We start from the raw sequence: 14,093 nt of genomic DNA, 5'->3' as shown, positions 1-14,093 counted from the left end.
GATAATTATATTTATAACAAAGCATTTCCTAATATGCAAAGCCCTTATCTAAAAGCGCTAGTACTATGATAAAAACACCATTAAAATTTATAGGTGAATGCTCATTACCGATGAGTAAACTTGCATTAGGTACAGTTCAGATTGGTTATGACAGTAGGATCAGCTTTGATCAAGCAAAAGAAATTATAAATGCCGCATATTATGAGGGTGTTCGATACTTTGATAGCGCTCCGATGTATGGATTTGGACGTGCTGAATATACATTAAGTACTATTCTACGTGAGTTAGAGATCAGAAATAATGTCCTTGTCAGTACCAAAGTTGGGCGGGTTTTAAACTCACAAGGCCTTTATTCTAAAAATCCATCCTGGTACTTAAATAATCCTGGTTATTATTATGACTATACCTATGATGGAATAATGTCATCTTTCGAAGACAGCTTAAAACGAACTGGATTAGATCATATCGATTTATTGTTGGTACATGACCTCGGGGAAAAATGGCATGGAGATAAAGCTGAACTATTTTGGAATCAATTTTGTGAAAGTGGCTTTAGAGCTTTAGATGAATTGCGTAGAAATAGGGATGTTTCAGCAGTTGGACTAGGAGTGAACGAAACTGAAATTGTTTTAAAAGTAGCCAAAGAGTTTAAAATTGACTGTGCATTGATTGCTGGTCAATATACCTTATTAGATCATAAAAACTCATATGAAGATTTAAAAAAACTATCCGAATTTAATATAAAAATTTTAGCTGCGGGAATCTTTAACTCAGGTGTACTGGCCTTAGGTAATACTTCACAAGCTAGCTATAATTATAAAAAAGTACCTATTGAAATCTTCTCTAAGATACAGAAAATTCAAGAGATTTGTCTAAAATATAATGTATCTCTTGCTACTGCAGCTTTGCAATTTACTGCAAGCCATCCAACAATTACTTCATTAGTTTTCGGGGCTAAAAGTGATAATGAAGTCATGCAGAATGTTAGTTCTTATACACAGCAAGTTCCCTACGAGTTTTGGAATGAACTGAAATACAAAAATATCATCAGTACTTCTGTCCCATTGCCAGTTTCAGATTGAGCAGTAAATTACCTAGCAATAGTATTAGATATTAATTTGATTAATACAGTTTATATAATTCTATAATTATATTTATTTCTATGGTTGCACTAGTATTTTCATAACAGCTGAACACACATTTTTTTCTAAAGCCGAAAGCTGTTGTGTACGACTGAACTATCATACTGAAGTAGGAAATCCAAGATGTCTAAACCAACTTATGTAACTGAATACAATGCAATTGTTGAAGTATTAAATAAATATAATGAAGGTGGAAAACAAGCTGATAGCAGCATTATGAAACCTGCTTTCAGTGAGCACGCAACTATCTTTGGTGTAGATGCTGACAATAAGCTTATTGGTGGTCCCATCCAAGGGTTATTCGATGTTATTGATCGTGATTTTAGCCCATCACCAAATGCGCAAGGTGTGATCGTAAATATTGATATCGTTGGAACTGCTGCAAGTGCACGTATTGATACTAATGATATTTCAGGATTTTGCTTTACAGACTTCTTTAACTTATTGAAAGTAGACGGTAAGTGGACTGTTGTTAGTAAAATTTATCATACCCATTCAACCAATTAATATTTGGAGTGGGGCATGAATTATTTAGAAAGTAAAGTAATCATTATTACTGGAGCCTCTTCAGGTATTGGCAAAGCTTCTGCCAAAATGTTGGCGGCTGAAGGAGCTAAAGTTATAGCGGTTGCAAGAAATCAAGAACGTCTTAATGAACTAGTTAATGAAGTAACAAAGCATGGTGATCAAATCACAGGCTTTGTAGCAGATGTTACCAACCTTGATGACGCTAAAAAGCTTGCTCAATTTGCTAAAGATACTTACGGCTCTGTTGATATTCTAATTAACAATGCTGGACTTATGCTTTTTTCATATTGGAGCGATTTAGCAATTGATGATTGGAACAAAATGATTGATACCAATATCAAAGGCTATTTGAATGCAATAGCAGGCGTATTACCAATTATGCTTGAGCAAAAGTCTGGACAAATCTTGAATATGGATTCAGTTGCTGGGCATCAAGTAGATCCAGCAGCGGGGATCTATTGTGCAACAAAGTTTTTTGTACAAGCGATGACTGAGTCAATGCGTAAAGATTTGGGTGTTAACCATGGTATCCGAGTTAATACAGTTAGTCCTGGTGTTATTAATACAGGCTGGGCAGACAAAGTCACTGATCCTGAAGGCCGTAAGGCAGCACAAGAGCTGAACAAAATTGCTATAGATCCAGATGATGTAGCACGCGCTGTAGTCTATGCACTTAATCAACCTGAAAATGTCACTGTGAATGATTTAATCATTTCTCCAACGCGTCAAAATTGGTAATCACTATCTATCTTTCGCTTTTCCTATTCTTACAAGATGTGAGGTGGAGAAGCGATGCTTTTTACTCAGGGTTGGATATTAATCACTTCATTAAATCGTAATTATTACGAAGGTGTATTTATGAATATTCTTGTTGTTGGTGCAAATGGCAGAGTGGGTTCTCATTTGGTCAATACATTGGCAAAAATGGGGCATTCAGTTTTTGCAGGAGCCCGCAAGGACTCTTTGAGTTTTACGAATCCTAATATCCACTTTTTTGAATTAGATTTGCTGGCTGATTTGCAAAAGATCATTCAAGGTTTCGAGTCTATAAATATAGATGTTATTTATTTCACTGCAGGTTCTCGAGGAAAAAATCTTCTTCAAGTTGATGCTTTTGGTGCAGTGAAAGTCATGCAGGCTGCGCAAGCTGTGGGGATTCGTCGATTTATAATGTTGAGCTCAGTTTTTGCACTACAACCAGAACGCTGGGGTGAGTCATTCTTACAGAATATCACTGATTATAATATTGCAAAATTTTTCGCAGATCATTGGTTAGTTCATCAAAGTAATTTGGATTTTACTATCCTTCAACCAGGTGCATTGCAAGAAAAATTAGGTAGTGGCCGAATCAAGATTAATGTCTCTGAGCCTCTTAGTAACAGTATTGATAATGTCGTTGAAACACTTGCAGGTATTTTAAGTGCTCCAAATACGATTGGTCAGGTAATTACGATGGCTGATGGTGACATTCCAATTATAGATGCGCTCAATCAAGTCTCCTCGTAAAGTTTTACGTTTCTGTTTAATGCTTTTAAAGCAAAGATTAAGTTCAAAGATTTTTTAAATTGAAGATGAATATGATGAATCCGAAATACTCTCCCTTATTCCAACCCTATACTTTAAATAATGGGGTAACGATTAAAAATAGATTAGTCGTTGCTCCAATGACACATTTTGCTTCTAATGATGACGGAAGTCTGAGCCAAGAAGAGCGTGCTTTTATTCAAGGACGTGCAGAAAACTTTGGCTTATTCATTAGTGCAGCGACCTTAGTTTCACCTGAGGGTAAAGCATTTGTAGGTCAGCCTGAGGCCATTAGCGATAAAGATTTACCTAGTTTAAAAGCAGTTGCTAATTTGATTAAATCTCAAGGTGCAAAAGCAATTTTACAAATCCATCATGGAGGTAAGCTCAGCATTAATGAATTGTTGAATGGTGCAGAAATGGTTGCTCCATCAGAAGATCTACAATCTGGATCACGTGAACTCACACATTCTGAAATCAATAATTTAATCGAAGCATTTGCAAATGCTGCTGATTTAGCTATTCAAGCGGGTTTCGATGGTGTTGAGATTCATGGTGCAAATGGGTATTTAATTCAACAATTTAACTCAGCACAATCAAACCGTCGCACAGACGAATGGGGTGGCAGTATTGAAAAACGTATGCGTTTTTCATTGTCGATTGTAGATGCTGTACATGCTGTCAAAATGAAACATGGATTTAATGATTTCATAATTGGGTATCGGTTTTCGCCAGAAGAACCAGGAGAGCAAGGTTTAACAATGGCAGATACATTTGCTCTAATTGACGCCTTAGTAGAAAAGCCAATTCAATATTTACACGTATCTCTTTGGGATTTTTATAAAAAAGCACGTAGGGGGGCAGATGTAAGCTTAACTCGTATGCAACTTCTACATGAGAGAATTGCAGGTAAGCTTCCATTAATTGGTGTCGGAAGTTTATTTAGTGCAGATCAGATATTAGATGCATATGAAACTAAATGGGCTGAATTTATTGCAGTTGGTAAAGCAGTAATGATGAATCCTGATCTTGCAACATTAATTGCGAATGGGCGCGAGAGCGAAATTGTTTTAGCAATAGATCCTCATAAAGCAGATCGATATCGTATTCCTAATAATCTGTGGCAACAAAATATGAGCCGTTTATCCTATTTACCTCCACTTAAAGATGACTTTGAGTGGAAAACAGTTGATATTTAAATATTGAGCATAATATGGCAATTCAATCTGTACCTTTAGAAAAAGCATATCGCTTATTGAACCATGGACCAACTGTGTTGGTCTCTGCAAAACATCAATCTACTGAAAATGTGATGGCTGCTTCATGGGCTTGTGCATTGGAGTTTTCTCCAGCGAAAGTCACAGTGGTTTTAGATAAAATGGCATTTACACGTTCTTTAGTTGAACAAAGTGGATGGTTTGCATTACAAGTTCCTGTTGCACAGCAGGCTCAAATGGTTGTAGATGTTGGAAGTGAAAGTCTAAAAGACTACCCAAATAAATTGAATGAATTTGGTGTAAAGCTATTTTACAAAGATGGTTTTCAAACTCCTTTAGTCGAAGGTTGTGTAGCTTGGCTACTCTGTAAACTAATTCCAGAGCCACACAATCAAGAAGCTCATGATCTTTTCATTGGAGAGGTGGTTAGTGCTTGGGCTGATGATCGTGTCTTTAAAGATGGTCACTGGCAATTTGATGACGTACCGATAGAACTGAAAACTTTACATTATATTGCTGGTGGACAGTTTTATGTTATAGGCCAAGGACTTAAAGTAAATAAAGGACCTTAGTCTAGCTGTAATTTTACTGTATTGGCGTATTTTATGTACCAATACAGTAAATATTTTAATCATGTTAAAGTTAGAGATATTAAAGATATTGAAAATAAAATAAAAAAGGCACCAATTATTTTGTTAAATAAATAAAAGAATTTTGGTTTTTTTATTAACACTTTAATCTTTTCACCACCCCAAATGTAGATTAGCATCCAAGAAAATTCGCAAACAACAAAAGTAAAAATCAGTATTGAATATTGGGGAAGCAGAGGTGAGTTGGAATTAATAAATTGAGGAAAAAATGAAATAATAAAAAGTAATGTTTTAGGGTTGCTGATAGCTATAAAAAAACCGTTTATAAAGAAATTTCCACGTTTTTTATATTTTGATACATTATCATTTTCTAATTTTTCTGTTTTATACTTTAAGTGTTTTATTCCAATTAAAAATAAGTAGATAATTCCAAATAAATTAATTAATTTAATAAAGATAGTTTGTAAATTGCTTAAAAATAAGAGTGTAATACAACATGCTGTAATTGAGACTAATACTCCAAATAAACACCCTGCAACCGATATTATAGTTTCTTTTAAATTTTGGCTTAGTCTTGTATTCAAAACGAATACCATATTGGGGCCTGGTATTGCTGATAGTGCAGAAATAGTAGGTAGGAATAAGAGCCAAGTATATAAGGTCATAGTGGTTCATTAAATTTTAAATTATAGTTTTTAAATAAAAATATAATAAACAATATTTTTTTATTAAATAGATAAAAAAATATTATATGCATGTATGATTTTGATAATCATTATCTTTTATTTAATTTATTTTATTACAGTAACTTAGGTTGCATATAGGAATAATTTGTTAATTTGAGAAAATATTTTTGTTTCTAAATACGCTTTTTTTTATATAGCATTAATTTGTTTAAAGGATGTGAGTAAATAAGATCAAAAAGATTCTTATTATCTTAAATTCCTATTCAGGTATAAAGGATTATACGAGTAAAGACAGAATCTAAAGTTTTAGATTTTTAACTCGGAAAACCTTTCTATTTTAAATTTTTATTTAAGACAAAAGTCAATTTAATAGAGGTTCTTATGAGTTTAGCACCATTCCATTTAGCTATCCCAGTTTATGATTTGCCCGCTGCAAGAAATTTTTATGGTGAAGTCTTTGGTTTAGAAGAAGGAAGATCTAGTGATCACTGGGTTGATTTTAATTTCTTCGGACATCAATTAGTTATTCATGAACATCCTAAAATGGATTATCAAGAAAAAGTTGTTTCTAATTCTGTGGATGGTCATGATGTACCTGCTCCGCATTTCGGAATCATTCTAAGTTGGGAAGATTGGGAAACTTTAGCTGAAAGATTAAAGTCGTTAGGTACAAAGTTTGTGATTGAACCCTATGTACGTTTCAAAGGTAAAGTTGGCGAACAAGGAACTATGTTTTTATTTGATCCGTGTGGTAATGCGCTTGAATTTAAAGCATTTAAAGATATGACTCAGCTTTTTGCAAAATAAAGTAATGAGGGATACGAATATTATTTGTATCCCTTTTTTGAGGACATGTAGAAACAAGGATGATTTATGAAAAGTATTTCTTTGGTATGGCAAATATTAATTGGTCTTCTTTTTGGTATTTTAGTCGGGTGGTATTTTAATGTAAATCCAACTCATCAAGTTTGGGTAAGCACTGAGATATTAAAACCGTTAGGCGATATTTTTATTAATATGATGAAAATGGTCGTTGTACCTATTGTATTGTGTTGCATGATCTTAGGCATCGCAGGAGGAGGTGATAATAAGTCTTTTGGAAAAATGGGTGCGGGTTCTCTCCTTTATTTCTTTACAATAACAAGCCTTGCGATTGTTTGGGGTTTATTATTGGCCAACTTTTTTCAACCTGGGGTTGGAACAGATATATCTGGGATGGCACACTCAACTGTAGTACTACATACAGATACGAACAAAGGCGCTCTACAGATTATAAAAAATATCGTGCCGGAAAACATTGTGGTAGCACTATATGAAGGCAAACTACTATCAATTCTATTTTTTGCGATTCTTTTTGGTTTAGCATTAAACAAAATTCCTGAAGAAAAAAGCCAACCTGTAATAAGAGTTTTACAAGGAATATCTGATGCATTGTTCAAGCTTGTAAGTTTAGTCATGGCTTATGCACCGATTGGTGTGTTTGGGATGATCGGCGCGACAGTTGCGACTTTTGGCTTCAGTTCTTTATTGCCGTTACTGAAATTAATTGGAGTCGTTTATCTAGCTTTAGCTTTATTTGCTATTTTTGTTCTAGGTGCTGTGTGTTTGTATATAAGAGAAAACTTATTTCACCTTATTAAATATTTTAAAGACGAGCTTATTTTAGCTTTCTCAACTGGTGCATCTGCTGCAGTCATGCCGCAATTAATGCAGAAACTCGAAAACTATGGTGTTCCACGCCGTATTGTAAGTTTTGTAGTACCTATGGGATATGCATTTAATTTAGATGGAGCATCAATTTTCCTAGGTGTGGCTACAATTTTCGTCGCTCAATTATATGGAATAGATTTGACTATCTCTCAACAAGCATTATTGGTTGTGACTATGGTCTTAACATCTAAAGGGGCAGCAGGAGTTCCTGGTTTTGCAATTTTGATTTTATCTGCGACCTTAGCAACAGCTGGTTTACCATTAGAAGGTGTTGCCTTAATTGCTGGTATTTTTAGAATTATTGAAAGTGGTACTACAACATTAAATGTTCTTGGAAATGCTATTGCGCCACTAGTTGTAGCAAAGTGGAAAACTAAGAGGTTAGAGTCTTTTAATACTGTAACTGAAAATTAAAACCAAAGATAAGTATCGCACTAAGAGATACTTATCTATATAAATTTAAGAAGTGTATAATTTCTGCAAGGATTGGTTTTATCATTTAATGGAATGCAGATAGTATGTTTCATGAGCTCAAAACCCTTATAGCAATCAAAAAATATGGTTCATTTAGTGCTACAGGCCATAATGTAGGGCTTACACAAGCAGCTGTCAGTGCACAAATCAAATCTTTAGAATCTTATTTGGGGATTAAGCTTTTTGAAAGAAACGGAAAAACTGTTCAATTTAATAGTGAGGGTTTACGTGTACTTGCGTTAGCTGAACAAGTTTTTGATCTTGTCGAGAAGATGAAACAACCTGAATGTATGGCAGATTTCACTGGTGAGATTAGAATAGGGGCAATTGCTTCAATTCAATCCAATATTTTGCCAGAAATACTTGAAGAACTATTCAAATACTTTCCTAAAGCAAAAATTAAACTTATACCCGGTGTCTCATTTAATTTGTTCCATCAGCTTGGAAAAAATGAGATAGATCTAGCAATTATCATTAAGCCTAATTTTGAAGTTTCCGATGATTATTGTCATTATACTTTAAAAAAAGAGCCTATTCTTCTTATTACCCCAATTGATATTCACGAAAAACACCCTGTTGAAATTTTAAAAAATAATCCGTTTATACGTTATGACTATTCCTCATTTGGGGGGAAGGTGGTAGCAAACTATTTAAATAGAAATCAAATCAAAACAAATGACATTATTGAAGTAGATGAAATTGAAGCAATTATTAGAATGGTAGAAAAAAACTTAGGCGTAGCTTTAATTCCAGATATTGGAATGAATAAATTGAAAGAAAAAAATATCAATATAATTGATTTAAAACAACCAGATCTTTATCGAGAAATCATTATTATTCATAAAAGGAATACTGAAGATTCAATTATTTCGAGTATTGTTTCTAAAATAGTTCAAGGTGTAGCTATGCGTGATAAGTAATTAAGATTGTAATTCCAGTAAGAAAATAGTTAATTAATTCAAAAAGTAATATTGTTTAGATAAGATTTATTTTTATTGCCTTTAGTTATTAGTATCTTGTTCCCAACAAAAGCAAAGATATGTATTACGGCTGAAAGAGCTTTATCAATTTTGTATAGCTCTTTTAAGAAATTTAATTTTTTATTTGAAAGCTATCTATGTAACCTCAAAAACCTGTAACCTTTTCATTTTTTTTAAAGGTTACACCCTGAAAGCCTTACCATATAAGACTGTAACCTCCGTAACCTTTGTAACCTCTAAAATTTAGCTGTTTCTTAAATTAAAGTGAAAAGATAGGTATTGATATAAAGTTACAGCAAAGACAGTAGGAGTATTTTTGTATCATGACTTGTATCACCAATATGATTTGATTTATTAAATAATTATTTATCAATAATTTGTAATTAAGTTTGGTATTGGATATACCTACCAAGATTTAAAGTCATATAAACTCGAATAGCTTTACATGACTTAAAAAGCCCTAAACTATAATGGTTTAGGGCTTTTTTTATTGGTTTGTATAAACTTATAAAATCACTAAAGGCATATTGCAAGAAAGGTGTTAAAAGTACCTAGAATAAAAGAGTGTATTTTGAATAGTGAATAGAGATAATACAGTGAACCGATGAGATTGATAGGATAGTTGAAAATGGCTAAAGACTGGATGTTCAAAGGTTTTCTTGGAGATACTACACCGGATGATGAAATACGTGCTTGCATAAATCAAGGCAAGTTTATGATCGAAATTGCAGAAAAAATAAAAAATAATGAGTTGCTAACTGATCGGGAAAGGGAGTGGGCTGTAGGTATTGTGAAGGCTAGAGGTAAGGACCAAATAATAAATCCAACAAAATATATTTCTAAAGAAGAGAGCGGAGCTCCTCCAGATCCTAGGAGATATGAAGCTGTTCTAAGATATTATTGCTATCTAAAAATTCTAAAGGTCCAAAGAAGAGCGATTGAATTAGTTTGTTATTCCTATGAAGATATAACATCAGATAACTTAAAAAGTTGGATAAAGCAAGAACGAGAAGCTGGACAGCCAATTAAAAGGCAAGCAGACGATATGATTATTAATAATCCAGAAAGCATAATTGTTAGTTATGAGAAAATTAAAGGGAAAAAGTAAAAAAAGTTTTTTCCTATTTTCTAAAATTACTATGTGAATAATTAAGTACATCCCTGTTAAATTCTAAAGGATGTATTTAGATGTTGAATAAAATTAAACAGCCCAGAAAAATTGCTTCAGACTCAGTAAAGCCAAACTTTAAAACACTGTTAGATTTGCTAAATTCAATTTTGAAAATTATTCGTCTTTGGCTTGAAATCATCAACATTTTATTTCTTTAGATTTAAAAATTCTTTGCGACACAGTTAGACGTATTACTTAGCTTAATATCTTTATATATAAACTATTTTAATTTAACTTCAGAGAGCTAAGTCTAGGTTAGCTCCCGAAAGTCAGATACCCAATCTGATTGGCTTAGCTCTTTCTAAATGGGAATTTTGTGCTGTGGGAGGCATGATGTATAACGAACATAATAATTGTTCTGGCTATTCAGAATATGCTGAATGGTTAAGGCTATCTGATATTCTAAATGAATGGTGTAAGGCTGATAGAACATGCCGAGAAGTCAAGCAACTTGCTATTCTTGGAGCTTGTGAGAATGGTGAAATAGCGTATACAAGAAGTGATGGTAAAACCTTTGATGATCCAGTTATAGATCTTCAAGGACGTGGGATACTCTTAATCAATAAAAGCTCATTTAATGAGTGGAAAAATAGAATAGAGCAAATAGAGACTGCATCTATTACAACTCAGCCTCATACCAACTTACTGGACTTTCTAAATAGTATCGATTCTGAATATATCAGTATTGGGGATGCTATTGATGCTATTCATAAGCATATTGGATTAGATCATGATATTAATAAAGCTATACAAGTTTTGAATCTTGCAATTGGTAAAGCACCAAACAAACCTAATATATACAAAAGATATGATTTTAGTGGATGGGAAAAGGTAACCATTACTCAACAATACGGATCAGTTGATATTCATTGGTTTGCACAAGATCAATATATTACAGAAGTTAAGAAGACTAATACTATTCGGGGCGCAATTGATTTAGAGATAAGCACAAGAAGACAAAAGGAGTTAGACGATGAGTTACCATTCTGAGACTTTAGCTTTTAAAAAGTCTGAGCTTTTAGCTGTCTTACAAGCTATTGATAAAAACTTTAGTTTCGATCCTATTAAGCCAAGTGAACCGCCATTACAAAGAGTAATATCATCAGATAAGCAGGATTCATTTGACTATAATAAAATACTTTTTAAAAAGCCTTTACTTTCTCAGTATGAAGCAGCATGTATCATATCGGGAATTGGTTTGTACTTAGTCCTGGCATTCAATGATGAGTTTGAAGCAAAAATTGAATATCCAAATTGGGGAGGGGCCTTAGACTATATAAAAACATGTATAAAAGAGGGGCTGTTAGAAACTGAAGGCTCTGTTATAGAGCATATTAAGCGTGATCATTTAAAATCATTTTTAGCTTCAGAAAATATTATTATTGAAGGGTTTAATAATAATATTAAGCCAGATAATTTTATTGAGAAAGGGCAATTAATACTTCAGCAAGTAGAACTAAATGATGAAAAAATTAATGTAGAGATCGCAAATTTAAGTGGACTCGTGGCTAAACAAAAACTAGAGATTGAACAATTAAAAAAAGATATAGCGAACGAAAGGGCGATTTCTCTTTCATCATTAATAGATAAAAATGAAGCGGAAAAAGAGGTTGCTAAATTACAAGAACACATTAAACAACTAGAAAGCGAGAAAACCTTAGAAAAATCAGATGAAAGCGAACTTTTATCTTTAATTTTCGATGAATCAGCTACAGACAGATACGCGCCAGATTTAGTACTTTCAATAAAGTTATGGAAAGCGATCTATATAGATAATCCGAAAAATGATAGCCATAGTAATAAAGCTAATAATTGGATTTGTCTAAATACAGATTATGAATTATCTAGGCCATCAGCTACAAAATTAAGAGAAATAACTAACCCTTTAGTCAACTGGTCAACGCATAGAGATAGAAATTATAAAAAATAATTTTATTTTAAGTTGTTGATTTATATATACCCTACCTACTTATGGTAGGGTATTTTTTTACGTTACCTATCTTACCTGAGGTAATACCTAATTTGATTTTATTGCTCCATCAAACACAACTGTATGGAGCTAAATAAATGCAACCAATTCGAGTTATCTACCATCACACTGGTGAACTATTAAGTATTAACCGTAATACTTTAGGTCAGCCCAATTTAAATGATCCGATTTACTCTAGGGGGGATAGAGTGGTCGTAGATATTTCAAATCCTCAGGCTTTACGCCGTGCTCTTTTGGACTATACAGAGCAAGTAATTCATCTTGAAACTCAGAACCAGTTTTTAGAGCGAACGATCGACACCATTACTCAAACACCTACAGGAGTGAAATTTCAGCAAGCATGCAAGATCTTAAATATTAAAAGACAAGTATTAGCTAGCTGGTTGCGAAAACATGGTTGGGATCGTCATCTTAATAATGCACGTACTTCAACATACTATAGTCAGGTACGTGGGTATTGTGAAACCAAATATGAAAAGGTTATTCGGGTTCGCCCTAATGGTGACCAGTATACTTTCACTATGATAGAGTTTTTTATTCTTCCTAAGGGGATGAATATTTTGGCTAAAGCTTTTGGTAAGGAAGCCTAAGATAATGAACTTTAAAATTGCTTGATAGATAAGGCACTGGGAATGAGTGGGAAACTCTTAAAAGAGGTTCTCACCTTTTATAAACCCCTCCTAAATAATCACTTATTCATTATTTATCCTTACTTTTAATGATCTAATTTAAAGCCAATGTCATTTGCTTGACTGCAAAAGGGTAGCACTGTCCTTTGCCTACCTGTAATGAGCACAACTTGCTTATAAACACCTAGAATCCAGAACTTCACCTTATTTTATAAATAAAATAAATATATATATTAGAAAACTTGATTAATTTTATTTTTCGTATACAATGAACATAACTAGAAAAAGTCATGTTTGGTAAATCTTCTCTAAGTACCGCAGTATTAGTCATAATCCTTCGTTTTTTTCAGATTTTCAGCTCCATTCTTTATTATTTCGATGTTACTCATAACCAATAAAATGGTTTAAATTTTTAAAAAAACTAGGATGTATTATGTCTAATTCAAATATCATGAAAGGTACTGTTAAGTGGTTTAACGAAGCTAAAGGTTTCGGTTTTATCCAACCAGAATCAGGACCAGACGTTTTTGCTCATTTTAGCGAAATCGCTAACTCAGGTTTCAGAACTCTTGCTGAAGGTCAACGTGTTGAATTCAGTGTTGCACAAGGCCAAAAAGGCCCAAATGCTGTAAATATTGTTGCTCTATAAATAATTATAAGCAGTCATAAGTAAAAAGCACTAATGAGTGCTTTTCACTTTAAATTAATTTTAAAATTATTTTAAGATTATAAGTAAATTTTAATTTAGGATATAAATTGTTAAAAATAAATGATTTAATTGCAAAATCTAAAAATGGTACAGAAATTTTAGTGTCTTTAATTCCTCTAAATAGAATACAAAATACACGTCAAGGTTTTAAAACTGTTGAAGTTGGTAAAAGAGTTCTTCTTTCCTCTGGAATTGAAGTTGATTTAAATTTAGATGGGCGTACCTTTTATGCGTCTATAAATCAACTATTTAAATTAGATTATAGAGTTAGTTAAAACTCAGTTTGCTATTGGATATTTAGGCGGGTCCATTATTTCTGCCATAATTTTATTAGGATATCGTCATGCTTAAACAAAATATCAGTGTTAAAGACCAGTTTGGAATTAAATACGTCATTCAGGCAACAGTAGATAGTTACTTCGCTAATACTCAATGTTTTTCTAATTTAAAATACATTACAGTTGAAGGTGAAGATATACGACCGGGTTTTGAAATGTTTTTTCAAAGTACTCTAAGTGGTAAAATTTTTAAAATTGATAAAATAAATTAATCTATCCACGCAGTACATTTAACGTTGCAGGATAGCGTTCTTTTAAAAATAGAAAAACCTCATAGCTTTAGGGCATATTTTGCAAATACTCAATTAAACAATAACTTTAATAATAAAGCGCAGGTGGCGGAAGCCGCACTAGCGCATTTCTAGTTTCCTAAACCGCTATATCTCAAAATTCCCCCCTTTATAA

The 14,093-nt window shown here is 33.0% G+C and carries 17 protein-coding genes; 16 read left to right on the top strand and 1 reads right to left on the bottom strand.

Annotated elements, in window-relative coordinates; all coding sequences use genetic code 11:
- Window positions 1-110: 110 nt before the first annotated feature.
- The 6 genes from AC1PJP_RS05400 to AC1PJP_RS05375 all read left to right on the top strand — a co-directional run bounded on the left by AC1PJP_RS05400 (window position 111) and on the right by AC1PJP_RS05375 (window position 4,983).
- The gene (locus tag AC1PJP_RS05400; protein ID WP_252377813.1) at window positions 111-1,082 is read left to right on the top strand and encodes an aldo/keto reductase; all 972 of its coding nucleotides are present in this window, start codon (window positions 111-113) and stop codon (window positions 1,080-1,082) included.
- 183 nt (window positions 1,083-1,265) lie between these two features.
- Window positions 1,266-1,649, top strand: a complete 384-nt coding sequence (locus AC1PJP_RS05395; RefSeq protein WP_080027130.1) for a nuclear transport factor 2 family protein — start codon at window positions 1,266-1,268, stop codon at window positions 1,647-1,649.
- Window positions 1,650-1,664: 15 nt separating this feature from the next.
- Window positions 1,665-2,408, top strand: a complete 744-nt coding sequence (locus tag AC1PJP_RS05390) for an SDR family oxidoreductase (protein WP_003650516.1) — start codon at window positions 1,665-1,667, stop codon at window positions 2,406-2,408.
- A 120-nt stretch (window positions 2,409-2,528) separates the two neighbouring features.
- Window positions 2,529-3,176 carry an SDR family oxidoreductase gene (locus tag AC1PJP_RS05385; protein WP_130036787.1) on the top strand — a complete coding sequence of 216 codons (648 nt, stop codon included), beginning with the start codon at window positions 2,529-2,531 and terminating at the stop codon, window positions 3,174-3,176.
- Between the two features lie 71 nt (window positions 3,177-3,247).
- On the top strand, window positions 3,248-4,393 hold the full coding sequence (locus tag AC1PJP_RS05380; RefSeq protein ID WP_130036786.1) for an NADH-dependent flavin oxidoreductase: 1,146 nt from the start codon (window positions 3,248-3,250) through the stop codon (window positions 4,391-4,393).
- A 14-nt stretch (window positions 4,394-4,407) separates the two neighbouring features.
- A complete protein-coding gene (locus AC1PJP_RS05375; RefSeq protein WP_130036785.1) occupies window positions 4,408-4,983 on the top strand; it encodes a flavin reductase family protein in 576 nt (191 codons plus the stop codon).
- Between the two features lie 59 nt (window positions 4,984-5,042).
- On the opposite strand, the gene AC1PJP_RS05370 is transcribed toward AC1PJP_RS05375, so the two are convergent.
- Window positions 5,043-5,666 carry a LysE family translocator gene (locus AC1PJP_RS05370; RefSeq protein WP_130036784.1) on the bottom strand — a complete coding sequence of 208 codons (624 nt, stop codon included), beginning with the start codon at window positions 5,664-5,666 and terminating at the stop codon, window positions 5,043-5,045.
- Window positions 5,667-6,068: 402 nt separating this feature from the next.
- Between AC1PJP_RS05370 and AC1PJP_RS05365 the strand changes: the two genes are divergently transcribed.
- The 10 genes from AC1PJP_RS05365 to AC1PJP_RS05320 all read left to right on the top strand — a co-directional run bounded on the left by AC1PJP_RS05365 (window position 6,069) and on the right by AC1PJP_RS05320 (window position 13,900).
- On the top strand, window positions 6,069-6,494 hold the full coding sequence (locus AC1PJP_RS05365; RefSeq protein WP_003650523.1) for a VOC family protein: 426 nt from the start codon (window positions 6,069-6,071) through the stop codon (window positions 6,492-6,494).
- A 66-nt stretch (window positions 6,495-6,560) separates the two neighbouring features.
- Complete coding sequence (locus AC1PJP_RS05360) at window positions 6,561-7,811, top strand: cation:dicarboxylate symporter family transporter (protein ID WP_130036783.1); 1,251 nt, start codon at window positions 6,561-6,563, stop codon at window positions 7,809-7,811.
- A 104-nt stretch (window positions 7,812-7,915) separates the two neighbouring features.
- Window positions 7,916-8,791, top strand: coding sequence for a LysR family transcriptional regulator (locus tag AC1PJP_RS05355; RefSeq protein WP_130036782.1), 876 nt, complete (start codon window positions 7,916-7,918; stop codon window positions 8,789-8,791).
- A gap of 688 nt (window positions 8,792-9,479) precedes the next feature.
- Complete coding sequence (locus AC1PJP_RS05350; RefSeq protein ID WP_151988411.1) at window positions 9,480-9,959, top strand: hypothetical protein; 480 nt, start codon at window positions 9,480-9,482, stop codon at window positions 9,957-9,959.
- Window positions 9,960-10,355: 396 nt separating this feature from the next.
- The gene (locus tag AC1PJP_RS05345; protein WP_151988412.1) at window positions 10,356-11,012 is read left to right on the top strand and encodes a hypothetical protein; all 657 of its coding nucleotides are present in this window, start codon (window positions 10,356-10,358) and stop codon (window positions 11,010-11,012) included.
- Window positions 10,996-11,952, top strand: a complete 957-nt coding sequence (locus AC1PJP_RS05340; RefSeq protein WP_416661978.1) for a hypothetical protein — start codon at window positions 10,996-10,998, stop codon at window positions 11,950-11,952. Before AC1PJP_RS05345 ends, AC1PJP_RS05340 begins: the two co-directional genes overlap by 17 nt.
- 137 nt (window positions 11,953-12,089) lie before the next feature.
- A complete protein-coding gene (locus AC1PJP_RS05335; RefSeq protein ID WP_479766624.1) occupies window positions 12,090-12,602 on the top strand; it encodes a phage antirepressor KilAC domain-containing protein in 513 nt (170 codons plus the stop codon).
- A 472-nt stretch (window positions 12,603-13,074) separates the two neighbouring features.
- A complete protein-coding gene (locus tag AC1PJP_RS05330; RefSeq protein WP_003650532.1) occupies window positions 13,075-13,290 on the top strand; it encodes a cold-shock protein in 216 nt (71 codons plus the stop codon).
- A gap of 107 nt (window positions 13,291-13,397) precedes the next feature.
- Window positions 13,398-13,625, top strand: coding sequence for a hypothetical protein (locus AC1PJP_RS05325; protein ID WP_005307255.1), 228 nt, complete (start codon window positions 13,398-13,400; stop codon window positions 13,623-13,625).
- Between the two features lie 68 nt (window positions 13,626-13,693).
- A complete protein-coding gene (locus AC1PJP_RS05320) occupies window positions 13,694-13,900 on the top strand; it encodes a hypothetical protein (RefSeq protein ID WP_013197165.1) in 207 nt (68 codons plus the stop codon).
- Window positions 13,901-14,093: the final 193 nt, after the last annotated feature.

Source organism: Acinetobacter sp. V116_7 (assembly GCF_056735735.1).
Note: the sequence above shows the minus strand (reverse complement) of the source record. Positions and strands in the feature narration are given on the sequence as shown.